The sequence below is a fragment of the Streptomyces odontotermitis genome (genome assembly GCF_050510915.1).
In the GTDB taxonomy this organism is placed as follows: domain Bacteria; phylum Actinomycetota; class Actinomycetes; order Streptomycetales; family Streptomycetaceae; genus Streptomyces.
In genome coordinates this window covers 1,326,775-1,347,137 of record NZ_JBNJLS010000001.1, presented here as the reverse complement: position 1 = coordinate 1,347,137, position 20,363 = coordinate 1,326,775, and the positions used below count along the sequence as shown (strand labels likewise).

At 71.0% G+C, this 20,363-nt stretch carries 19 protein-coding genes and 1 tRNA gene; 8 read left to right on the top strand and 12 right to left on the bottom strand.

Translation table 11 applies throughout. The features are described from left to right. The first annotated feature begins 12 nt into the window (after nt 1–12). From ACQB60_RS06070 to ACQB60_RS06060, 3 genes are all read left to right on the top strand, one after another. Nucleotides 13–1,560: an acyl-CoA carboxylase subunit beta gene (locus ACQB60_RS06070; RefSeq protein ID WP_496924728.1), complete on the top strand. Its 1,548-nt coding sequence runs from the start codon at nt 13–15 to the stop codon at nt 1,558–1,560. 11 nt (nt 1,561–1,571) lie between these two features. Next, nucleotides 1,572–1,787 (top strand): acyl-CoA carboxylase subunit epsilon, encoded by a 216-nt coding sequence (locus tag ACQB60_RS06065; RefSeq protein ID WP_496924727.1) that lies wholly within the window; start codon nt 1,572–1,574, stop codon nt 1,785–1,787. Nucleotides 1,788–2,159: 372 nt separating this feature from the next. Then, entirely contained in the window at nt 2,160–5,147 is a 2,988-nt protein-coding gene (locus ACQB60_RS06060) for an AfsR/SARP family transcriptional regulator (protein WP_496924726.1), read from the top strand. A gap of 24 nt (nt 5,148–5,171) precedes the next feature. Here the strand turns inward: ACQB60_RS06060 and ACQB60_RS06055 are convergent, their stop codons facing one another. Next, entirely contained in the window at nt 5,172–5,435 is a 264-nt protein-coding gene (locus ACQB60_RS06055) for a hypothetical protein (protein WP_496924725.1), read from the bottom strand. Between the two features lie 206 nt (nt 5,436–5,641). Between ACQB60_RS06055 and ACQB60_RS06050 the strand changes: the two genes are divergently transcribed. After that, complete coding sequence (locus ACQB60_RS06050) at nt 5,642–7,525, top strand: AfsR/SARP family transcriptional regulator (RefSeq protein WP_496924724.1); 1,884 nt, start codon at nt 5,642–5,644, stop codon at nt 7,523–7,525. Between the two features lie 87 nt (nt 7,526–7,612). On the opposite strand, the gene ACQB60_RS06045 is transcribed toward ACQB60_RS06050, so the two are convergent. Then, nucleotides 7,613–7,852, bottom strand: a complete 240-nt coding sequence (locus tag ACQB60_RS06045) for a DUF6269 family protein (protein ID WP_384831554.1) — start codon at nt 7,850–7,852, stop codon at nt 7,613–7,615. A gap of 166 nt (nt 7,853–8,018) precedes the next feature. Between ACQB60_RS06045 and ACQB60_RS06040 the strand changes: the two genes are divergently transcribed. Beyond that, entirely contained in the window at nt 8,019–9,509 is a 1,491-nt protein-coding gene (locus ACQB60_RS06040; protein ID WP_496924723.1) for a tryptophan 7-halogenase, read from the top strand. Nucleotides 9,510–9,562: 53 nt separating this feature from the next. Here ACQB60_RS06040 and ACQB60_RS06035 read toward each other — a convergent pair. The 8 genes from ACQB60_RS06035 to ACQB60_RS06000 form a co-directional block, all read right to left on the bottom strand. Next, a tRNA-Lys gene (locus ACQB60_RS06035) sits at nt 9,563–9,636 on the bottom strand. Between the two features lie 83 nt (nt 9,637–9,719). After that, entirely contained in the window at nt 9,720–10,475 is a 756-nt protein-coding gene (locus tag ACQB60_RS06030; RefSeq protein WP_496924722.1) for an IclR family transcriptional regulator, read from the bottom strand. A gap of 212 nt (nt 10,476–10,687) precedes the next feature. Beyond that, nucleotides 10,688–11,137, bottom strand: a complete 450-nt coding sequence (locus ACQB60_RS06025) for a hypothetical protein (RefSeq protein ID WP_496924721.1) — start codon at nt 11,135–11,137, stop codon at nt 10,688–10,690. Nucleotides 11,138–11,402: 265 nt separating this feature from the next. Then, nucleotides 11,403–12,218, bottom strand: a complete 816-nt coding sequence (gene ehuA / locus ACQB60_RS06020; protein ID WP_496924720.1) for an ectoine/hydroxyectoine ABC transporter ATP-binding protein EhuA — start codon at nt 12,216–12,218, stop codon at nt 11,403–11,405. Continuing rightward, the gene (gene ehuD, locus ACQB60_RS06015) at nt 12,208–12,855 is read right to left on the bottom strand and encodes an ectoine/hydroxyectoine ABC transporter permease subunit EhuD (RefSeq protein ID WP_496924719.1); all 648 of its coding nucleotides are present in this window, start codon (nt 12,853–12,855) and stop codon (nt 12,208–12,210) included. Before ehuD ends, ehuA begins: the two co-directional genes overlap by 11 nt. Further along, nucleotides 12,852–13,598, bottom strand: a complete 747-nt coding sequence (gene ehuC, locus ACQB60_RS06010) for an ectoine/hydroxyectoine ABC transporter permease subunit EhuC (RefSeq protein ID WP_496924718.1) — start codon at nt 13,596–13,598, stop codon at nt 12,852–12,854. The genes ehuD and ehuC overlap by 4 nt, the downstream gene beginning before the upstream one ends. Then, nucleotides 13,595–14,518: an ectoine/hydroxyectoine ABC transporter substrate-binding protein EhuB gene (gene ehuB, locus ACQB60_RS06005; RefSeq protein WP_496924717.1), complete on the bottom strand. Its 924-nt coding sequence runs from the start codon at nt 14,516–14,518 to the stop codon at nt 13,595–13,597. Before ehuB ends, ehuC begins: the two co-directional genes overlap by 4 nt. 192 nt (nt 14,519–14,710) lie before the next feature. Next, a complete protein-coding gene (locus ACQB60_RS06000; protein WP_496924716.1) occupies nt 14,711–15,130 on the bottom strand; it encodes a hypothetical protein in 420 nt (139 codons plus the stop codon). A gap of 225 nt (nt 15,131–15,355) precedes the next feature. Between ACQB60_RS06000 and ACQB60_RS05995 the strand changes: the two genes are divergently transcribed. Beyond that, nucleotides 15,356–15,844: a DUF3830 family protein gene (locus ACQB60_RS05995; protein ID WP_384831580.1), complete on the top strand. Its 489-nt coding sequence runs from the start codon at nt 15,356–15,358 to the stop codon at nt 15,842–15,844. On the opposite strand, the gene ACQB60_RS05990 is transcribed toward ACQB60_RS05995, so the two are convergent. Continuing rightward, nucleotides 15,825–17,291 carry an amidase gene (locus tag ACQB60_RS05990; RefSeq protein ID WP_496924715.1) on the bottom strand — a complete coding sequence of 489 codons (1,467 nt, stop codon included), beginning with the start codon at nt 17,289–17,291 and terminating at the stop codon, nt 15,825–15,827. The two genes, ACQB60_RS05995 and ACQB60_RS05990, sit on opposite strands and share 20 nt — an antisense overlap. A 94-nt stretch (nt 17,292–17,385) precedes the next feature. After that, entirely contained in the window at nt 17,386–18,351 is a 966-nt protein-coding gene (locus tag ACQB60_RS05985) for a D-2-hydroxyacid dehydrogenase (RefSeq protein WP_496924714.1), read from the bottom strand. A 339-nt stretch (nt 18,352–18,690) separates the two neighbouring features. Here ACQB60_RS05985 and ACQB60_RS05980 point away from each other — a divergent pair, with 339 nt between their 5' ends. After that, the gene (locus ACQB60_RS05980) at nt 18,691–19,620 is read left to right on the top strand and encodes a maleate cis-trans isomerase family protein (RefSeq protein ID WP_496924713.1); all 930 of its coding nucleotides are present in this window, start codon (nt 18,691–18,693) and stop codon (nt 19,618–19,620) included. Continuing rightward, nucleotides 19,617–20,348, top strand: a complete 732-nt coding sequence (locus tag ACQB60_RS05975) for a maleate cis-trans isomerase family protein (RefSeq protein ID WP_496924712.1) — start codon at nt 19,617–19,619, stop codon at nt 20,346–20,348. The genes ACQB60_RS05980 and ACQB60_RS05975 overlap by 4 nt, the downstream gene beginning before the upstream one ends. Nucleotides 20,349–20,363 lie beyond the last annotated feature (15 nt).

Genomic DNA, 20,363 nt, shown 5'->3' with positions numbered 1-20,363 from the left:
GAGTTGGAGTCCATGACCATGACCGAGCGGGTCGCCGAGCTCACCCGCATCCGCCGCGACGTCCTCGACGGCGTCCCCGCGGCCACCGAGGCGCAGCACGCCAAGGGCAAGCTGACGGCGCGCGAGCGCATCGAACTCCTGCTGGATCCGGGCTCGTTCAACGAGGTGGAGCAGTTGCGCCGGCACCGGGCGACGGGCTTCGGCCTGGAGGCGAAACGGCCGTACACGGACGGTGTGATCACCGGCTGGGGGACGGTGGAGGGCCGGACGGTCTTCGTGTACGCGCACGACTTCCGAATCTTCGGGGGTGCGCTGGGTGAGGCGCATGCGACGAAGATCCACAAGATCATGGACATGGCCATCGCGGCCGGGGCGCCGTTGGTGTCGCTGAACGACGGCGCGGGCGCCCGCATTCAGGAGGGTGTCTCGGCCCTGGCGGGCTATGGCGGGATCTTCCAGCGCAACACGAGGGCGTCGGGCGTCATCCCGCAGATCAGCGTGATGCTGGGCCCGTGCGCGGGCGGTGCGGCGTACTCACCGGCGCTGACGGATTTCGTGTTCATGGTCCGGGAGACGTCGCAGATGTTCATCACGGGCCCGGACGTCGTGAAGGCGGTGACGGGTGAGGAGATCACCCAGAACGGCCTGGGCGGCGCGGATGTGCACGCGGGCGTGAGCGGGGTGGCCCACTTCGCGTACGACGACGAGGAGACCTGCCTGGCGGAGGTCCGCTACCTCCTCTCCCTGCTCCCCGCCAACAACCGCGACACGCCCCCGGGTTCCACCCCCGAGGACCCGGCGGACCGCCGCTGCGAGCGCCTCCTGGACCTGGTGCCCCTGGACGGCAGCAGGCCCTATGACATGCGCGAAGTGATCTCAGAGATCGTCGACGACTACGAGTACATGGAGGTCCACGAGCGCTGGGCCACCAGCGTCATCACGGCGCTCGCCCGCCTCGGCGGCCAGGTCGTCGGCATCGTCGCGAGCCAACCCCAGGCCCTGGCAGGCGTGTTGGACATCCACGCCTCCGAGAAGGCGGCCCGCTTCGTGCAGCTCTGCGACGCCTTCAACATCCCCCTGGTCACCCTCGTCGACGTGCCCGGCTTCCTGCCCGGCGTCGACCAGGAGCACGGCGGCATCATCCGCCACGGCGCCAAACTCCTGTACGCGTACTGCAACGCCACCGTCCCCCGGGTCCAGGTCATCCTCCGCAAGGCGTACGGCGGCGCGTACATCGTCATGGACTCCCGTTCCATCGGCACCGACGTGTCCCTGGCCTGGCCCGCCAACGAGATCGCCGTGATGGGCGCGGAGGGCGCCGCGAACGTGGTCTTCCGCCGCCAGATCGCGGCCGCCGACGACCCCGAGGCGATGCGCGCCCGGATGGTCAAGGAGTACAAGACGGAGCTCATGCACCCGTACTACGCCGCCGAGCGCGGCCTCGTCGACGACGTCATCGACCCCGCCGACACCCGCTCGGCCCTGATCGCGACGCTCACGATGCTCCGCCCCAAACACGCAGCGCTGCCCACGCGCAAACACGGCAACCCCCCGATGTGAGGAGCCCCGCCATGACCGCACCCGCCCCCGCGCTCGAAGGGCCCCTGGCCCCGGCCCTGTTCAAGGTGATCCACGGCAGCCCGACCCCCGAGGAACTGGCGGCGGTGGTGGCCCTGTTGACGGCCCTCACCGCAGGCGCGACCCCGAACGAGGAGGAAGCCCGAGCCGGGACGGCCCGCTGGCACAGGCCGGAGGCGATGGCTCCGGCGTCCTGGCAGGCGCTTTAGTGCCCTGTCGGGGGCGCGGGGCTGTCTCGTGTGCGGCTCCGCCGCGTGGGCGCGATCAACCCCCACCGGCCCGCACACGGGCGACGGCGGGAGGGCGGGGACGCGGCGGCATGTCCGCCCGCAGTACAGCACCCCACCCACCCCAGTACTCATGCACTCCTACGGTGCCCCAGGCGTTTCGAGGACGGACATGCCGCCGCGTCCCCGCCCGCCCCCACCGGCCCGCAGGTTGAAACGAAACGGGCCCCGGCCCCGCCCCCCCCGCCCGGGAGGGCACTGGCAGCTTGCTGCCGCCCTCATTGCGGCCCTGCAAGGGCCCTTGTTACCCAAGCAAAGAGAGCGCGCGACCAGGACAAAAGAGGGGAGCCCCACGTGCTACAGGTGGACTTCCGCATCTTGGGCCCCCTCGACATCAGGGTCGACGGACAACCGGTTCCCCTCCAGGGCGCCCGCCAACGCACCCTCATGTCCATGCTCCTCCTGGCACCCGGCAAGGTCGTCTCCACCGACGCCCTCGCGGACGCGATCTGGCACGGCAACCCGCCCGCCACCGCCCGCAACCAGCTCGCCATCTGCGTCTCCGCACTCCGCAAGACCCTGAAGGCGGCGGTCGGCGTCGAGGACATCCTCGTCACCAGCCACCCCGGCTACATGCTCTACGCCGGCGAACACCGCATCGACGCCGTCGAGTTCGAGGAGCGCGCGGGCGAGGGCCGGGAAGCCGCCCGGCGCGGGCGCGGCGACGAGGCCATCGGCCACTTCGAGGAAGCCCTCGCGATGTGGCGCGGACCCGCCCTCGAAGGGATCACCGCGGAGCGCGTGGAGGCCGAGTCGGCGCGCCTGACCGAGCTGCGCCTCGACGTGTACGAGCAGCTCACCGCGCTCCGCCTGGACCTGGGCCTGCACGGCGAACTCATCGCGGAACTCTCCGGGTTCGTGCGCGAGAACCCGCTGCGCGAGAAGGCCGTGGCCTTGCTGATGCTCGCCCACTACCGCTCCGGACGCCGCGCCGAGGCCCTGGAGGCGTACCGCGACGGCGCCCGCCTCTTCGCCGAGGAGCTGGGCATCGACCCGGGGCCCGCCCTCCAGGAGCTGCACGAGGAGATACTCGCCGACTCCCCGAAGCTGCTCCCGCCCACCGAGAACGCCACCCTCGTCCAGGGCGCCGCCGTCCCCGCGCACCTGCCGCCGAGCCCCGCCTCCTTCACCGGCCGCGCCCCCGAACTCGCCGCCCTGGACCGCCTGTTGGGCCACCTCGGCGGCGCCGCCCTTCCGGTCGGCTCGCTCACCGGCACCGGCGGCGTCGGCAAGACCGCGCTCGCCGTCCACTGGGCACACCAGGTCGTCGCCCGCTTCCCGGACGGCCAGCTCTTCGCCGACATGCGCGGCTACGACGAGGACGAGTCGCCGCGCAGACCGGCCGCCGTCCTCGACCGGTTCCTGCGCGCCCTCGGCGTGCCGGGCCCGCAGATCCCCGCCGACCAGGTGGAGCGCACCGCCCTCTTCCGCAGCGTCCTGGACGGCCGCCGGGTCCTGATCGTCCTCGACAACGCCCGCTCCTACCAGCAGATCCGGCCCCTCCTGCCCGGCACCTCCGGCTGCTGCGTCCTGGTCACCAGCCGCGACAGCATGGGCGGCGCGCTCGCCGGGGACTACGCCTACGTACCGCTGCAGCTCGGCTCGCTCGCCCAGGACGAGTCCCTCGCGCTGCTCTCCCGGGTCGCGGGCGACGACCGGTTCAGCGCCGACCCGGTGGGCGCCGCCCGGCTCAGCGAGCTCTGCGACCGGCTGCCGCTCGCGCTGCGCATCGCCGCCGCCCGGCTCGCGGCCAAACCCCACTGGTCCGTACGGACGCTGGTGTCCCGCCTGGAGGACCAGCACCGCAGGCTGGACGAGCTCAGCATCGACGCGCGCGGCGTCCGCGCCGGGCTCAGGCTCAGCTACCGGGACCTCGCACCCGCCACCGCCCGCATGTTCCGGCTGCTCGGCACGGTGTGCGTGCCCGAGTTCTCGGCGTGGACGGGCGCGGCCCTCCTCGACATCGACCCGGTGGACGCCGAGGACCTCATCGAGCAGCTCGTCGACGCCCAGCTCCTGGAGCCGCTGCACGCGACCACGGGGCACGTCCGCTACCGCTTCCAGGACCTGCTGCGGCTCTTCGCCCGCGAGTGCGGGCTCGCCGAGGAGGAAGAGGAGACCCGGCGGGCGGCGCTGCGCCGCGCGGGCGCGGGCTGGCTCGGCCTGGCCCGGGAGGCGCACCGCCGCGTCTACGGCGGCGACTACACCGTCGTGCACGGACCCGCACCGCTGCGGGAGCTGCCCGCGCACTACGTGGACAGCCTCCTGGAGGACCCGCTGGAGTGGTTCGAGACGGAGCGCCTCGCCCTCACCGGCCTCATCGGCCAGCTCGCCAGGGACGACGAGTCCGCGTATGCCTGGGACCTGACGATGACCGCCGTGACCCTCTTCCAGAACCGCAACTACCTGGAGGACTGGGCCCAGTGCGGCGACGCGGCCCTCGCCGCCGCCCGCCGCACCGGGGACGGGCTCGGCGAGGCGGCGATGCTGCACTCCCTCGGCACCCTGGAGATCGTGCAGTGGGAGTACGACTCCGCCTACGACCGCCTCGGCCGCGCCCTCACCCTCTTCGACGAACTCGGCCAGGACCAGGGGCGCGCCCTCGTGCTGCGCAACCTCGCCCTGTGCGAGCGCCACCGCGGCGACCTCGACCAGGCGTACGCCACGGGCCGCCGCTCACTGGAGACGTTCCGTGCCGTCGGCGACCACTACGCCGAGGCCCATGTGCTCGGGCTGCTCGCCCAGATCGAGCTGGAGCGCGGCGACCCGCAGGCCAGCCTGGTCCTCTCCTCGGAGGCGGTCGCGCGCAGCCGGGGCCTCGGCACGGTGCGGGGCGAGGCGATGAGCACCGTACGGCTCGCGGAGGCGCTGATCCACCAGGGTGACGGGGAGCGCGCGGAGGAGGCGTGCCGCCGCGCGCTCGACCTGGTCGTGGGCAGCGGGGACCGGCGGGGCGAGGCGCATGTGCTGCGCGCCCTGGGTGAAGCCCTGTGGCGCCGGGGGGAGTTGGCGGAGGCCGAGACGGTCCTGCGGGACGCGGTGCGGGCCGCGGAGGAGGTACCGGACCGCTACCTGAAGGCCCGGGCGGGCGCCGTCCTCGGCTGTGTACGGGCGCTGCGCGCGGACCGGGCGGGCGCGGCGGCCAGCTTCAACGCGGCCGGCGAGCTCTTCGCGGAGGCCGGGGTGCGCACCTGGCGCGAGCGGGTCGAGCAGCTCCTGGTGGCGCTCGCGCAAGACGAACAGGCCGACTCGGAGCGACTGTTCGCCCTCGTACGTCCCTGACGGCCCCCGGGGCCCCGCTCCGGTTCACGTCCACGGGTCGTCCGTGCGGGCGCCGTCGGTGGTCGCTGGAGCAGAAGTCCACGGGTCGTCGGTGCGCGGCGCGACCGTCCACGGGTCGTCTGTGACGGCACTGGCGACCGTGGCGCCGTGATGGGCCGCGAACGGCTCCATGCCCTGCGTGGCGCCCACCGTTCCGGCCGCCGCGAGCAGCAGCACGGCCCCGGCCGCGAAGCGCCCCACGGGGGCGGTGGCGGCGTACTTCTTGGCGGAGTGGATGTACCGGTTCATGATGTTCTCCCAGACTCTCGGTGCCCGCTGTGGGCGGCTGCCCTGCGGCATGCCAAGAAAGTTACGGAGCCGGTCTTTTCCGCCGGTTTCAAAGCTCTTTCGAAGCCTCGAAACCGCACCAACAGCGCGAGAAAACAGCAGGTCAGTAGCTTTTCGCGGCAGACGGCCCGGGTAGGGAACGGGCCCGCGAAACAGCGGAGGCCCGCATGGACTTCAAGATCCTCGGACCGGTGTCGGCCGAGCTTGACGGCCGCCAGGTCGCCCTGGACGGCGCCAAGCAGCGCACCGCGCTCGCGGCCCTGCTGCTCGCGCACGGCCAGGTCATCACGGACGAGCGCCTGACGACGCTCCTCTGGGGCTGGGAGCCCCCCGCCACCAGCACCAACCAGCTCTACACCTACATGTCCCGCCTCCGCACCCGCCTGCGCACCCGGCTCGGCCCCGACCACGGCCTGGAGCGCCAAGGCGCGGGCTACCGCCTGGAGTTGGCCACGGCCACCCTCGACTGGGACTCCTTCCGCACACTCACGGCCGAGGCCCGGACCGACCTCGCGGCCACCCGGTACACGGCCGCGGAGAGCAAGCTGGCCACGGCGCTCGCCCTCTGGCACGGCCCGGCGCTCAGCGGCGTCACCGAACAGCTCACCACCGCCGAGGGCCCCCACCTGGAGGAGGCCCGCCTGGCCGCCACCGAACACCACACCGAGGCCGCCCTCGCCCTCGGCCGCCACACCGAACTCGTCCCGGCCCTCACCGCGCAGGTGGCCCGCCACCCCGTACGGGAGGTGCTGCGCGGCCAGTTGATGACGGCGCTCTACCGCTGCGGCCGCCAGGCGGACGCCCTCACCGCGTACGAGGAGGGCCGCACCGTCCTCGCCGACGAACTCGGCATCGACCCCGGCCCCGGGCTGCGCGCCCTGCACCAGGAGATCCTGACGGGGACGCTGGCGGGAGTACCGGGGGTACCGGGCGCGTCAGCGAGGGAGCGGGAGACGGCGACACTGAGGCAGCCCGAGCGGGAACTGGCCGCGCCCGACCCCCAGTTGACGCAGCACCCTTCTCTCACGGCCGCAGCCGCTCCCGCTCCCTCCCCCTCTCCGGCCCTGCTGCCCGCGGCTCCCCGCGACTTCACCGGCCGCGCGGCCGCGACGGACGAGATCCTGTCCGCCCTGCGCACCGGGCATGACGTGGCGATCACCGGCGCCCCCGGCACCGGCAAGTCGGCCCTCGTCCTGTGGGCCGCCGAGCACTGCCGCACCGACTTCCCCGAGGGCCAGCTCTACGCGGACCTGCGCACGGACGACGGCGCGCCCCGCGCCCCGCGCGACGTCCTCGGCTGGTTCCTGCGCGCCCTGGGCACCCCCTGCGACGAACTCCCCGCCGGCCTGGACGAACGCGCCCAGCTCTACCGCACGCTCCTGTCCGGCCGCCGCGTCCTGGTCGTCCTCGACAACGCGGCCGACGACGCACAGGTGCGCCCCCTGCTCCCGGGCGGCGGCGCGAGCCGCACCCTGGTCACCGGCGTCCGCCCGGCCCTGGCCACCCTCGCGGGCACCCACCTGCTCCGGCTCGGCCGCATGACACCGGCGGAGGCGACCGCGCTCCTGGCGGCGATAGCGGGCACGGACCGCCTGACGCAGGCACCCCAAGTCGCCGCACACATAGCGGAGTTCTGCGACCGCCTCCCGCTGGCCCTGCGCATCGCCGCGGCCCGCCTGGCCGACCGCCCGCACTGGCCGCCCCAGCGCCTCGCGGACCGCCTGGCCCCCGAGGACCGCAGGCTCACCGAACTGAGCATCGGCAGCCTGGACCTGACCGCCACCCTGCGCCCGGCCCTGACCTCCCTCGCCCCACCGCTGTCGGCCGCGTTCACGACGCTGGCGGCGGCCCGCCTGCCCCGCCTCACGGCGACGGACGCGGCAGCCCTGCTCGACCTGCCGCCCGACGACGCGGAGGAGATCCTGGAACAGCTCACCGACGCGCGCCTGGCGGAGCCGTGGGGAGACGGCGAGGTACCGGAGTACGAACTGCTGCCGCTGGCGGCGCTGTTGGCGCGGCAGGAGACGCGCGTACCGGCGCTCTCCCACTGACTTCTCTTTCCCTCTTTCCTCTTCTCTCACGGCCTGGTGGCCGACCGGATGTCCTCTCCCGGTCGGCCACCAGGCCATTCCCGCGTGTTATCCGCAGCCACCCGCATGGCCTTCGTCAAGGCCGTACGTGGCGATGAATCCGTTCTCGACGGTGCCGTCGGTGGCGAGCGCGTTCAGGGCGTCGACGTATTCGGCGAGCAGATCGGACCAGGGGGTCCCGCCGTCCCGGAGCAGGAGTTCCTGGTCCATCGCCGCGCTGCGCTCGATCTCGGTCAGAACTTCCAGGGGGTGCTGGACCTGGGCCGGGGGAATCTCGTTGTCGAACATTTCTCCTCCTGTGTGTATCGGGCCCCGTTCAGGTCCCGCACAAACAGAGTGGAGCTCGGCGCTATACCAATTCTCCGCCCGACCTGTAGCCGAGAAGAAGGCAACTGGAGGAGACTCCATAGCCCGTATATAGCTGAAATACAGAAGGCGGGAGAACCCTCCCCCTATGGACAGGGACAGGAGAATCGAAGACATAGTGTTGGTCGGCGGCACGCTGACCGCCTGGACCGCGGCCGCGCGACTGGCCTCGGCCTTCCCCGGCACGGTCCGCGTCACGGTCCTCGAACCCCCGCGACGCACCACCGCACAGACGGAGACGGACCAGGTCATCACCCTGGCCCCGCACGTACAGCGGGACCTCTTCGACCCCCTCGGCATCCCCGAGGAGACCTGGATGCGGGCGGCGTCGGCGACCTTCAACCTGGCCGTGCGCTACGAGAATTGGCGCACCCCGAATTCCACCGCGGCACCCGACCACTTCTCCCTTCCGTGGGCGGGAGTTCCGGAATGCGAGGACTTCCCCCTCTCCGACTTCTGGCGCCTGCGCCGCGCGGAGGGCCGCACCACAGAACCGTACGACTACGCCTGTTTCCGTGAACCCCCGCTCCTGGACGCCGGGAAGTCCCCGCGCTGGCTGGACGGCAGGGCGGCGGTTCCGTACGGCTGGCACGCGGACGCGGGAATGCTGAGGAACTTCCTGCGCAGGACGACGATCGCGCAAGGAATGGCCAGGGCGATGACAGGAACCCCGCTCCGGGCGACCCGCGACGAGAACGGAATGCTCACATCACTCCACACAGAAGAGGGCCGGGCCATCAAGGCGGACCTTTTCGTGGACTGCACGGGCAGGGAGCGGAAACTCTTCTCCACGATCCTGGGGGAGGAATGGCTGGGGGAGGAGGGAAGGAATACCGGCGGAGTGACAAGGACGACGGTCCCGCACCCCACGGCAATGACACGGTCCGGCCATGTCGCCCCCTTCAGCACCCTCACCGCACTCCCGGACGGCTGGGTGTGGCGCCGCCCCCTGCTGGACCGAACCGGCGTGGACCACGTCCACACGCTCCATGCCGCGGGCCGGTCCCGCAGCGCGTGGGTGAAGAACTGTGTGGCGCTGGGCGAGGCGGCCTGGCGGACGGACCCGCTCATGCCCCCGGGCCTGACGGCGACGCTGTCCCAACTGACGTACATGATCAGAAACCTCCCGTCGCAGCAGGCACGGGAGGCCCCGTCCCCCGGCTACGACAGGGCGACGCGCACCGCGTACGAGGAGGCAACGGACACAACCCGCCTCCTCTACTGGGCATCCCCCCGCAAGGACACGGCGTTCTGGCGTTCACGCCACGAACTCCCGCTCTCGGACCGGCTCTTGAGGTGCCTGGAGAACCACACGACGGGCCTCACCCCGGACCCTTCCGACGCGCACGAGGCGAGGCTCCGCACGCTCCTGACGGCCCTGGACCCGCGGGGCGCGACCCCGCCCCCCGCCCTGTGCCACCACGCGACGGCGGTCCTCAGGGCGGACGAACACTTCGCAAGGATCAGCCGCCATCAGCAGACGCTCCTGGAGACACTGCCCACGGCGTACGAGTACCTGCACCGCCTCCACGCGCGTGCCGCCCTCCTGAGCCCGGCGCCGACCCCCGCAGTCGCTTGAGTGAGGGCAACGCAAAAGGCCCCTCGCTCTCACGAGGGGCCTTTCACCGTCTGTGCGCCGCCAGGGACTCGAACCCCGGACCCGCTGATTAAGAGTCAGCTGCTCTAACCAACTGAGCTAGCGGCGCCTGCTGACTCGTAAATAGTACCTGGTCCGCGGGGGTGCTCCCGACCACGGCCGTACGGAGGCGGCCCGGCCTGAGATGGACCCTCAGATGGACAGGGAGAGCAGCACCGGCGCCGCCCCGCGGTTCAGGGTGTCCGCGGCCTCGCGGAGGCGGTGGGCGTGCTCGACCGGGAGGGAGAGGGCGAGGCAGCCGACGGCGGCGCCCGCGGTGACGGGGACGGCGGCGCAGACCGTGCCGACCGCGTACTCCTGGAGGTCGAGGACCGGGACCGTCGCGGGCTGGGAGGCGAGGCGGTTCAGGAGGACCCGCTCGTTGGTGATGGTGCGCGAGGTGAGGCGGGCCATCTTGTGGCGGGAGAGGTGGTCCCGGCGGCCGTCCACGTCGAGCTGGGCGAGCAGGCTCTTGCCGACCGCGCTGGCGTGGGCCGAGGAGCGGAAGTCCACCCACTCGTTGACCTTCGGGGTGCGGGGGCCCTCGGCGACGTCGGTGATCGTGATCTCGCCGTCCTCGTACCGGCTGAAGTAGACCGCCGCGCCGATCGAGTCCCGCAGCCCGTCCAGGGTGTGCTGGAGCCGCTCGCGCAACGCCCCGCCGCGCTGGTGGGCGGAGCCGAGGCGGGCCAGGGACTCACCGGTGACGTAGGCGCCGTCGGCGATCTGCTCCACGTAGCCCTCGCGGCGCAGCATGCGCAGGAGGGGGGTGAGGCGGTCGGCGGGGAGCTTGGTGTCGCGGGACAGCTCTGTCTCGGTGACCCCCGTGCCCCGGCGGGCGACGAGTTCGAGCACCCGCAGGGCGCTCTGGATGGAGTCCGGTGTGGTCGGCTCGTGCTTCAGCGCCACGGCTTCCCCCCTGCGGCGTTGCGATGCTAGGACAGCCCGTCGGTCTTTCGGTCTTTCGTGGGTCTTCCAGTTCCACGATAACGGTCAAGAGCCGCTAGCGGAGCGCCTGTTGAGGAGAAAGAAGGGTGTGCTCCGGCTGCAACGTCCGGAACACACCCCACTGGCATATGCCTCGGATGCGGCTCAGGATCCGGGCCCAGGGACGCTGCCCGTCACGTGCGGCTCATCTTCATGTCGCCCACCCTGATGACCTTGTTTCCCTTGTTCAGGCTGATGTTCCACGCGAAGACGGCGTGACCGGGCATTTTCTTGCCGATCTTGGTGCACTTGCGCCAGCCGGCCTTGTAGTTTCCGTAGCAGCGGTATCCGGCGCCGTTCTTGTTGACCTGTCCACGGAGTTCTACGCGCATTCCGTCACGCTTGTAGTCCCGGACCCAGAACCTGTGTCCGGCCTTCTTGAAACACGCCATCGCGACGGGCTTGTCCACATGGCCGGACTTCAGCCAGAGACAGTGGCCGTCGATCTTGGGGGAACTCTTGGAGGCGTGTGCCTTCTCGGTGTAGACCGTCTTCGCGGACGCAGAACTCGGCAGCAGTGCTACGACGGCGACAGCGGCGGTCGCTCCGATCGCGGCCCGTGCGATGCTGTTCCTGCTTTTCATGACTCACTCTCCCCGGGGTTCGCTTCACCAAGTAATTCCGAGCCGAGATGTCTTCTCGCGGTCATTGGTGAATTGCTGTGCGTGGAGGTTCAGGAAAATTCTCCAGCGCCTGCTCTCGGCCGCACAATTGCATTTTGGGGAGGTGCACGAAGAGGCGAGACGACATGCGGGAGCCCGGCCACATCGAGGGGTGGCCGGGCTCAGGCGGGGGGCGACCGCTGCGTGCCCCTGAGAGGCACCACGTGCTCTCAGAGCACCGCGTGCCTCAGAGCACCGCGCTCAAGAACTCCCTCGTCCGCTCGTGCTCCGGGTCCGTGAAGATCTTCTCCGGCGTACCGGACTCGATGACCCGGCCCGCGTCGAACATCAGGACCTGGTCCGAGATGTCGCGCGCGAAGTTCATCTCGTGGGTCACGCAGAGCATCGTGATGTCCGTGGTGTGGGCGATGTCGCGGAGGACGTCGAGGACGCCCGCCACCAGCTCCGGGTCCAGGGCCGAGGTGACCTCGTCGAGGAGCAGGACCTGGGGGCGCATGGCGAGCGCGCGGGCGATCGCCACGCGCTGCTGCTGGCCGCCGGAGAGCTGCGTCGGGTAGGCGTCGCACTTGTCGCCGAGCCCGACCAGGTCGAGCAGCTCGCGGGCGCGCACCTCCGCCTCGTCCTTGGGCAGACCGAGGACGCTGACCGGGGCCTCGGTGATGTTCCGCAGGACCTTCATGTTCGGGAAGAGGTTGAACTGCTGGAACACCATGCCGATGTTCTTGCGCACCTCGCGGACGTGCTTGTCGCCCGCGGGCACGAGCTTGCCGCTCTTCTCCTCGTGCGTGAGGTACTCGCCGCCGACCTTGATCGTGCCCTCGTCGGGCTTGAGCAGGGTCATCAGCAGCCGCAGGATCGTCGTCTTGCCGGAGCCGGACGGACCGATCAGCGTGACGTGCTTGCCGGAGGCCACCGAGAAGTCGAGCTCGTCGAGGACCACATTGGCGCCGAAGCGCTTGGTGACCTTGTCGAAGCGGATGAGCTCGCTGCCGTCGACGGCGGGGTTCTTTATCTCTTGGGAAGTGCTGCTGTCAGCGGACAAGACGACGCTCCAGGAATCGCAGAAGCAGAGAAGCCGGGTAGGCGATGAGGATGAAGGCGACACCGACGACGGTGATCGCCTCTTGGGTGAAGGTCTCCTGGCTGTAGCTCTGGGCCTGGCCCAGCATCTCCAGGGCCCCGATGGCGTAGATCTGCGGAGAGTCCTTGAGCATCGCGACCACATAGTTGCCGAGGGCAGGGATCACCCGGCGGATGGCCTGCGGCAGGATCACCGCGGTCCAGGTCCGTGTCTTGGAGAGGCTCAGCGCGGTGGCGGCCTCCCACTGGCCGACGGGGACACCGTCGATGCCGGCGCGGTAGACCTCGGAGGTGTACGTCGAGTAGTGCAGGCCGAGGCCGACGATGCCGGTGGTGAGCGGGGACATGGTGGGGCCCCACTCCGGGACCACGTAGAAGAGGAAGAAGAGCTGCACGAGCAGCGGGGTGTTGCGGATGAACTCGGTGACCGCGGTCACCGGTATCCGGATCCAGGCGGGGGCGGAGCGCTGGGCGATGGCCCAGACGAGCCCGAGCGCGAAGGCGATCAGAGCGCCCCAGCCGAGGGCCTGCAGGGTGACGGCCAGGCCGTCCCAGAAGCGCGGCATGAACTTGTCGACGTTGTCCCAGTCCCAGTTCACTTGGCACCCCCACCCACGCCGCTGCTGGTCAGCGCGGCATCGCTGCCCGACTTGGCGCGCAGGCCGCTGAACCAGCCGACCTTGTCCGGCCGTTGGCCGACCTTCGTCTTGGCGTGCCGCTCAAGGAGCCGCATGCCGCGCGTGAGGGTGAAGGCGAGGACGAAGTAGAGGACGAGCAGCAGCGTGAAGATCGGCGCGCTCTCGTTCTTGGCCTGGCGCAGCAGGCCGCCCGCGAACGTCATGTCCGCCACGGTGATGAACGAGACCAGGGCGGTGCCCTTCATCAGCTCGATGAGCAGGTTGTTGAAGGGCGGGATCATCTCCGGCCATGCCTGTGGGAGTTCGATGCGCCACAGGCGCTGCCCGCGCGTGAAGCTCAGGGCGATCCCGGCCTCGCGCTGGGCGGGCGGCACGGCCGCCAGCGCGCCGCGCACGATCTCGGAGCCGTACGCCCCGTAGGTCAGGCCGAGCGCGAGCACGCCCGCGCCCATGGGCACGAACTGGATGCGCAGCAGCAGCGGCACCGCGAAGGCCATCCAGAACATCAGGACCAGTGCGGACGTGCCGCGGAAGATCTCGAAGTAGGCGCCGGCGAGGAACCGTACGATCCAGAAGCGCGAGGTGCGCAGGACGCCGATGGGGAAGGCGATCGCGAAGGCGAGCGCCGCGCTGTAGACGAGGACCTGGATGGTGATCCAGATGCCCGGCAGGAACCACTCGGTGAAGAACTTCTGCGACATCATGAGGCGGCCCCTGGTGCCGGAGGGCAGAGTTTCTCCACCGTGAGGTCGGTCATCTCCCGCTCGGTGAATCCGAACGGCCGGACGATCCGCAGGAGTTCGCCGCTCTCCTTGAGCTTGTGCAGCTCCTTGTTGAAGGCGTCGCGGAAGTTCTTCTCGGACGGCCGGAAGGCGAATCCGCCCGCGCCGTAGGCGGGCTTGCCGTCGACCATCGGCTGGAAGGGCTTGGACGACTCGACGCGGTTGTTGCCCTTCACCACGTTCTTCACGGTCACACTCGTACCGGCGAAGGCGTCGAACCGCCCCTGAGCGACCGCTTCGAGGCCCGCCACCAGGTCGGGCAGCTCCGTGACCGTCTTGACGCCCGCGGCCTTGGCGTAGCCGATCTCCGCGAACGCGGAGCCGCTGGCCAGCTTGAGGCCCTTCTTCGCGATGTCCTCGTACGACTGGATGTTGTGCGGGTTGCCCTTGGGGACGACGAAGGCGTCGAGCATCAAATAGTCGGGATCGGAGAAGAGGACCTGCTCACAGCGGACCGGGATGATGTACATGCCTGCCGACACGACGTCGAACTGCAGCGCCTTCAGGCCCGGTATCAGCGCGCCGAACTGCGTGGGTACGGGCTTGATGTTGGGGATGCCGAGCCGCTTGAAGATGACTTGGGCGATGGCGGGCGCCTCCCCGGTGGCCTCGCCGTCCTCGTTGATGTAGCCGAAAGGCTGCTCGCCCGAGACGCCCACCTTGACGGTGCCCGACGACCGGAGCCGTTCGAGCAGGTCTCCGCCTTCCACCTTCCCTTCCTCCGGCGCCAGGCTGCAGCCCGTGACGCCGACCGCACCCACGGCCGCCGCCCCTAGGAGCAAGGAGCGGCGGCGCAGCGACCTGTCCATGTATTCATCGATGTTCCCCTGTGGTGGAGCCATGGGCGCGCGGCTACCCGATTGCATGCGAGGTATGCCAGTCGTTTCCAGCCGGTGAGCAAGGCGATGCCGAATGTCCCTGAAGTCGCTCATGGTGTTTCTGGGACTGTTTACGGCGCTTGAATGCGTAGTGCCCGGCGGCCGGGTGGGGCCGTCGGGCACTAGGCGTATGGGGCCGGAGAGGCCCGGAGGGAATTACCACTTCATGCTGATGTGGGTGCTCTTGCCGTACGGCATGGCGAGGCGGAGCTTCCCCTTCGGCATGTTCTTGCACTTGAAGGTCTTCTTCTTCCACTTGTCGCGGACCTCGAAAGTGCACTTGATCTTTCCGCGGTGGCGCACGTCGCCGCCGTAGAGGTACGGGGAGTGGCCGACGTTGTTCACCGTGACGCGCACGGTGCCCTTGCGCGGGTGGTACTTGGTCAGCACGCAGTTGGCAGGTCCGTCGTAACAGTGCGGACCCTTATGGGTCGGCGTGGGCTCGGCCTGGGCCCCCGCCGTGCCGCCGAGCGTGGCGCCGACGCTGAGCGCGGCGGCGACGAAGCCGAGCACGGCCTTCCTGGCGCGCGGGCTCGTGCGCTGTGCGCGCGGCGCGTCGTCGGTGTGTGGGTTCATTGTCCAGGTCAACTCCGTCAACTCCTTTGAGCGGCCCGGGGGCCGGGGCGTTGCGAGCGATGGATGCGTGCTGCAGCATTGGGGGAGTTCTGCGTCCCGAATCCGCAGCACGCGAGATTCTGCTCGCCTCGACAGAGCGCCTCAATTGTCTGTTGGTGAGGTGCACAAAAGGGCAAGAGGCCAAGGAAATGGGCCGCGGAAAACCGTGAAGGGCAAGGAGACCGTATGGCAGACCGGTTTATCGAAGTCTCGCTCGACAAGCGCGATGTGCGCTGCACCGCCAAACTCCTCGACGACCGCGCCCCGCGCACCTGTGCGGCCGTGTGGGACGCCCTCCCCCTGGGCAGCGACGTCTATCACGCGAAATACGCCCGCAACGAGATCTACGCCCTCTTCCCGGCGTTCGCCCCGCAAGAGCCGCCCCTCGAGAACCCCACCATCACCCCCATCCCCGGTGACCTCTGCTATTTCACCTTCACCGGGACGGAGTTGGGCACCAAGTCATACGGCTACGAAAAGGACCAGCAGGGCACGGTCGTCGATCTGGCCCTCTTCTACGAGCGCAACAATCTCCTGATCAACGGTGACGTGGGCTGGGTCCCCGGCATCGTGTGGGGCCAGGTGGTCGAGGGCCTCGACCGGATGGCCGAGGCGTGTCAGGACCTGTGGCGGGGCGGGGCGCTGGGGGAGACCCTCAGCTTCCGCCGGGCGTAGCCCCAGTTCCGTCGGGCGTAGCGCCAGTTCCGCCGGACGCGGGTCCAGGGGTGCCGGGGGCGGCGATGTCCGCCGCCCCGGCCCCGTACAACGCGTGCGCGGCCCGCAGGACGAGGGCGTCCGCGTGCCGTGCACCGACCAGCTGCACCCCGATCGGCAGCCCCTCCCCGTCCACCCCGCACGGCACCGTGCACGCGGGCTGCTGGGTGAGGTTGAAGGGGTACGTGAAGGGGGTCCAGCCCGTCCAGCGCCGGGAGCCCGTGCCCTTCGGCACCTCAACTCCCGCCTCGAAGGCCGTGATCGGCAGCGTCGGCGTCACCAGCAGGTCGTACGTCGAGTGGAAGCGGCCCATGCGGCGGCCCAGTTCCATCCGTACGTCGACCGCCGCGAGGTAGTCCAGGGCGCTGTACCGCGCGCCCGCCCCGACGACCTCGCGCAGGCCGGGGTCGAGCAACTCCCGCTTGGCGGGCGGCAGATGCTGCACCACGCGCGCCGCCCCGCTGAACCACAGGGTGTGGAAGGCTTCCACGGGGTCCGAGAAGTCGGGGTCGGCCTCCTCCACCCAGGCGCCCTGCGCGGCGAGGGCCTCCACCGCCCGCCGGACCGCCGACGCCACCTCGGGGCGCACCGCCACCTGGCCGCCGAGCGAGGGGGAGTAGGCGATGCGCAGGCCGCGCACGCCGCCCTCCACGGCCGAGCGGAAGTCGCCCGCCGCCGGGGCCAGTTGGGACCAGTCCCGCCAGTCGGAGCCGCTGATCACGTCCATCGTCAGGGCCGCGTCCGCCGCGTCCCGCGTCATCGGCCCCACATGCGCGAGCGTCCCGAACGGTGACGCCGGGTACAGCGGCACCCTCCCGTACGTCGGCTTCAGCGCGAAGATGCCGCAGAAGGAGCCGGGGATGCGCACCGACCCCCCGCCGTCCGTGCCGAGCGACAGGGCGCCCGCGCCGAGGGCGACCGCCGCCGCGCTGCCGCCGCTGGAGCCGCCCGCGGTGCGCGAGGGGTCGTACGGATTGCGCGTGACCCCGTTCAGCGGGCTGTCGGTGACGCCCTTCCAGCCGAACTCCGGCGTCGTCGTCTTGCCGATGAACACCGCACCGTGCTCGCGAAGGCGGGCCACCGAAGGGGCGTCCTCGTCCCAAGCGCCCTCCTCCGAGACGGTTTTGGAGCCGCGCAGGGTGGGGGCGCCGCGCTGCAGCAGGATGTCCTTCACCGAGACCGGCACGCCGTCGAGGAGCCCCTGTGGCTCGCCGGCCCGCCAGCGCCGCGTACTCTCCTCGGCCTGGGCGAGGGCCTCGTCGGGGGTGAGGCGCACGAAGGCGTTCACGGCGGGCTCGGTCTCCTCGGCCCGGCGCAGCGCCGCGCGGGTCACGTCGACCGGGCCGAATTCGCCCTTGCGGTAGCCGTCGAGGAGTTGTACGGCGGTGAGGTCGGTGAGCTCGGACATCCAGCCTCCTGCGTCGTTACGGCGTCACGGCACTACAGGGCCACGTGGCCCTGTAACCCTGTGGCTACGTAGCCACGTGGTGCCGTGTGCGTGATCAATGTCCTGGGACATACCCACGTTTCTTGTCGACCACGTTCGCGAGCGGCCCGCCCGCCTCCCACTGCTCGTACAACTCGACGAACTGCGCGCCCAGTTCATCGCGCCAGCCCACCGTGTCGCCGCTCATGTGCGGCGAGACGATCAGGCCCGGCACCGACCACAGCGGGCTGTCCGGCGTCAGCGGCTCCCGCTCGAAGACGTCCAGGGCCGCGCCCGAGAGGCCCCGGTTCGTGAGGGCGAGGGCCAGGTCCTTCTCCACGACCAGCGGGCCGCGGCCGATGTTGATGAAGCAGGCCGACGGCGGCATGAGCGCGAAGCGGCGCGCGTCGAACATGCCCCGGGTGTCGTCGGTGAGCGGCGCCGCGCACACCACCCAGTCGGCGCGCGTGAGCAGCCGGTCCAGCTCGTCCGGCCCGTGCACGTCCGCCCGCGCGGTCCGGCCGACCAGGGCGACGGTGATGCCGAGCGCCTCCAGGACGCGGACGATGGCGCGCCCGATCGGCCCCGAGCCCACCACGCACGCGCGCGTGCCCGCCACGCGCCGGGTCTCGCGGTGCAGCCAGGTGCGCTCCGCCTGCAGGGCGAGCGTGTGCGGCAGGTCCTTGGCCATCGCGAGGACGAGCGCGGCGACGTACTCCGCGATCGGTGCGTCGAAGACGCCGCGGGCGTTGGTGACGAGGGTGTCGGAGGCCGCGAGTTCGGGACACATCAGATGGTCCACGCCCGCGCTCGCGGTGTGCACCCAGCGCGGCCGCGGCCCCTCGCCCGGCCAGGCGTGCCGGACGGCGTGCGAGGAGAAGTCCCACACCAGCAGGGCGTCCGCGGACGGGAGTCGGGCCGCGAGCGTCGACGCGTCGGCATGCTGGACATGCACCCGCCCGGCGAGGCGGCCGAGCCGGGGCGGCGGCACATCGGGCCCGGCGTCGAGCACGAGGAGGGTCGGGAGGGATGAACCGGACATCTGGGGGAAACCGTTTGGCAACGAGCCTCCGATTCCATGGAGGTCCCGGCTTCTGCCGCCGCTGGGATCCGGCGTCGGCAGCCGTCTGGGATGTGCGGATTGGTGTGCGGATTGACCACGCTGGCACCGGAACCTACCTTCGTCAACAGAGGCACAACCGCACAGCGGATCAACAGCGGATCGACAGCGGATCAGCTGCGCAGAGGCACACCGAAGGCACTGCGGCCCAGCGGCCGAACCGTCCCCGTCCCGACGTCCCGGCGCGTCGCCGGCAACTGCTCCTCCCGGCCCCCGGCCGGTCCCTCATGTCAACACGCACGACGATCTTGGGGCCTGCTCATGGACGTCTCCTTCCTCGGCGGACCGCACCCGCAACGCGGTGTCGGCGTCGTCGCCCCCTTCGACTTCGCCCTCGACCGCGAACTGTGGCGCTGGGTTCCGGACGAGGTCTCCCTGCATCTCACCCGTACGCCGTTCGTCCCCGTCGAGGTCAGCCTCGACCTGGCCCGCCTGGTCAGCGAGCACGAGACGCTCGCCGAGGCCGTCCGCGCGCTGAGCGCCGCCGAACCGGAAGTCCTCGCCTACGCTTGCACGTCCGGCAGCTTCGTCGGCGGCACCGCCGGTGAGCGCGCCATGTGCGAGGCCATGATGCGCGAGGGCGGCGGCATCCACTCCGTGACCACGTCGGGCGCGCTCCTGGAGGCGCTCGCCGAGCTGGACGTGCGGCGGATCGCGCTGGTCACGCCGTACACCTGGTCGGTCACACAGTCGCTGGAGGAGTACCTGCAGGAGGCCGGGGTCCAGGTCATCGGGCGCGCCTATCTGGGGCTGACCCGGCACATCTGGAAGGTGCCGTACCGGGATGTCGCGGACATGGCCCGCCGGGCCGTGCTCGGTGACGGGAACGGCCCGGCCGATGCGCTCTTCATCAGCTGCACCAACCTCCCCACCTACGACGTGATCCCGCAGCTGGAGGCCGAGCTGCGGATGCCGGTGATCTCGGCGAACCAGGTGACCATGTGGTCGGCCCTGCGCCGCGTGGGTACGCGTGCTGTAGGCCCGTACCAGGCTCTGATCGACCCGGCGGCGCGGCCGGGCGCCGATCCGCTGGCGTCACCACTGCCGCCGGCGGTCGCCGCGCCGCCGGAGGTGCCGCTCGGTCCCCCGGCGGAGCCGCCGGGGCTGCCCGGGGTACCGGGAGGGGAGCTGACGGGACTGCCCGAAGGGCCGCCACCGCCCGCAGAGTCAGAAGGAGGCTGGACGACGTGACCGCACTGGGATTCCTCTACCCGGGGCACTCCGCCGAGGACGACTACCCCCGCATGGAGCAGATGCTCGACAGCGACGTGCGGCTGCACGTCGTGCACACGGACATCGGCGAGGACGCCCACCGGGTGGACGCGCTCCTGGAGATGGGCTCCGCGCAGCGCCTCACGGACCGGGTGGAGGAGCTGCGGCTCACCGGCGCGGAGGCGGTGGTGTGGGCGTGCACCAGCGCCAGCTTCGTCTTCGGCTGGGAGGGCGCGCACGAGCAGGTGCGGGGCCTCGCGCGGGCGGCGGGGCTGCCCGCGTCCTCGACGTCGTTCGCGTTCGCCCATGCGGTACGGGAGGTGGGCGCCGGCCGGGTCGCGGTCGCCGCCACGTATCCGGAGGACGTCGCGGGACACTTCTCGGCGTTCCTGAAGTCGGCGGGGGCCGAGGTCGTCGCGATGCGGGGGAGCGGGATCATCACCGCGGCGGAGGTGGGGACGTGGGGACGTGACGAGGTGCTCGCGCTGGCCCGCGAGGGCGACCACCCGGACGCGGAGGCGGTGCTGCTGCCCGATACCGCGCTGCACACGGCCGCGTATGTCGCGGAGGTCGAGGCCGCGCTCGGCAAGCCGGTGCTCACCGCGAACCAGGTCACGCTGTGGGAGGGCCTCCGGCTCGCGGGCCGGAGGGTCAACGCGCCGGGACTGGGGACGCTGTTCAGCCGCGAGCCCGTGGTGCAGGTGTAGGTCGCGGGGGCCGTC

Coding starts and splice junctions, on each gene's coding strand:
- ehuB (WP_496924717.1), bottom strand. CDS start 14,518: ATGGCTCCACCACAGGGGAACATCGATGAATACATGGACAGGTCGCTG.
- ACQB60_RS06025 (WP_496924721.1), bottom strand. CDS start 11,137: ATGAAAAGCAGGAACAGCATCGCACGGGCCGCGATCGGAGCGACCGCC.
- ACQB60_RS05985 (WP_496924714.1), bottom strand. CDS start 18,351: ATGTCCGGTTCATCCCTCCCGACCCTCCTCGTGCTCGACGCCGGGCCC.
- ACQB60_RS06000 (WP_496924716.1), bottom strand. CDS start 15,130: ATGAACCCACACACCGACGACGCGCCGCGCGCACAGCGCACGAGCCCG.
- ACQB60_RS06065 (WP_496924727.1), top strand. CDS start 1,572: ATGACCGCACCCGCCCCCGCGCTCGAAGGGCCCCTGGCCCCGGCCCTG.
- ACQB60_RS05995 (WP_384831580.1), top strand. CDS start 15,356: ATGGCAGACCGGTTTATCGAAGTCTCGCTCGACAAGCGCGATGTGCGC.
- ACQB60_RS06050 (WP_496924724.1), top strand. CDS start 5,642: ATGGACTTCAAGATCCTCGGACCGGTGTCGGCCGAGCTTGACGGCCGC.
- ACQB60_RS06040 (WP_496924723.1), top strand. CDS start 8,019: ATGGACAGGGACAGGAGAATCGAAGACATAGTGTTGGTCGGCGGCACG.
- ACQB60_RS06070 (WP_496924728.1), top strand. CDS start 13: ATGACCATGACCGAGCGGGTCGCCGAGCTCACCCGCATCCGCCGCGAC.
- ACQB60_RS05990 (WP_496924715.1), bottom strand. CDS start 17,291: ATGTCCGAGCTCACCGACCTCACCGCCGTACAACTCCTCGACGGCTAC.
- ACQB60_RS05980 (WP_496924713.1), top strand. CDS start 18,691: ATGGACGTCTCCTTCCTCGGCGGACCGCACCCGCAACGCGGTGTCGGC.
- ehuC (WP_496924718.1), bottom strand. CDS start 13,598: ATGATGTCGCAGAAGTTCTTCACCGAGTGGTTCCTGCCGGGCATCTGG.
- ACQB60_RS06045 (WP_384831554.1), bottom strand. CDS start 7,852: ATGTTCGACAACGAGATTCCCCCGGCCCAGGTCCAGCACCCCCTGGAA.
- ACQB60_RS06055 (WP_496924725.1), bottom strand. CDS start 5,435: ATGAACCGGTACATCCACTCCGCCAAGAAGTACGCCGCCACCGCCCCC.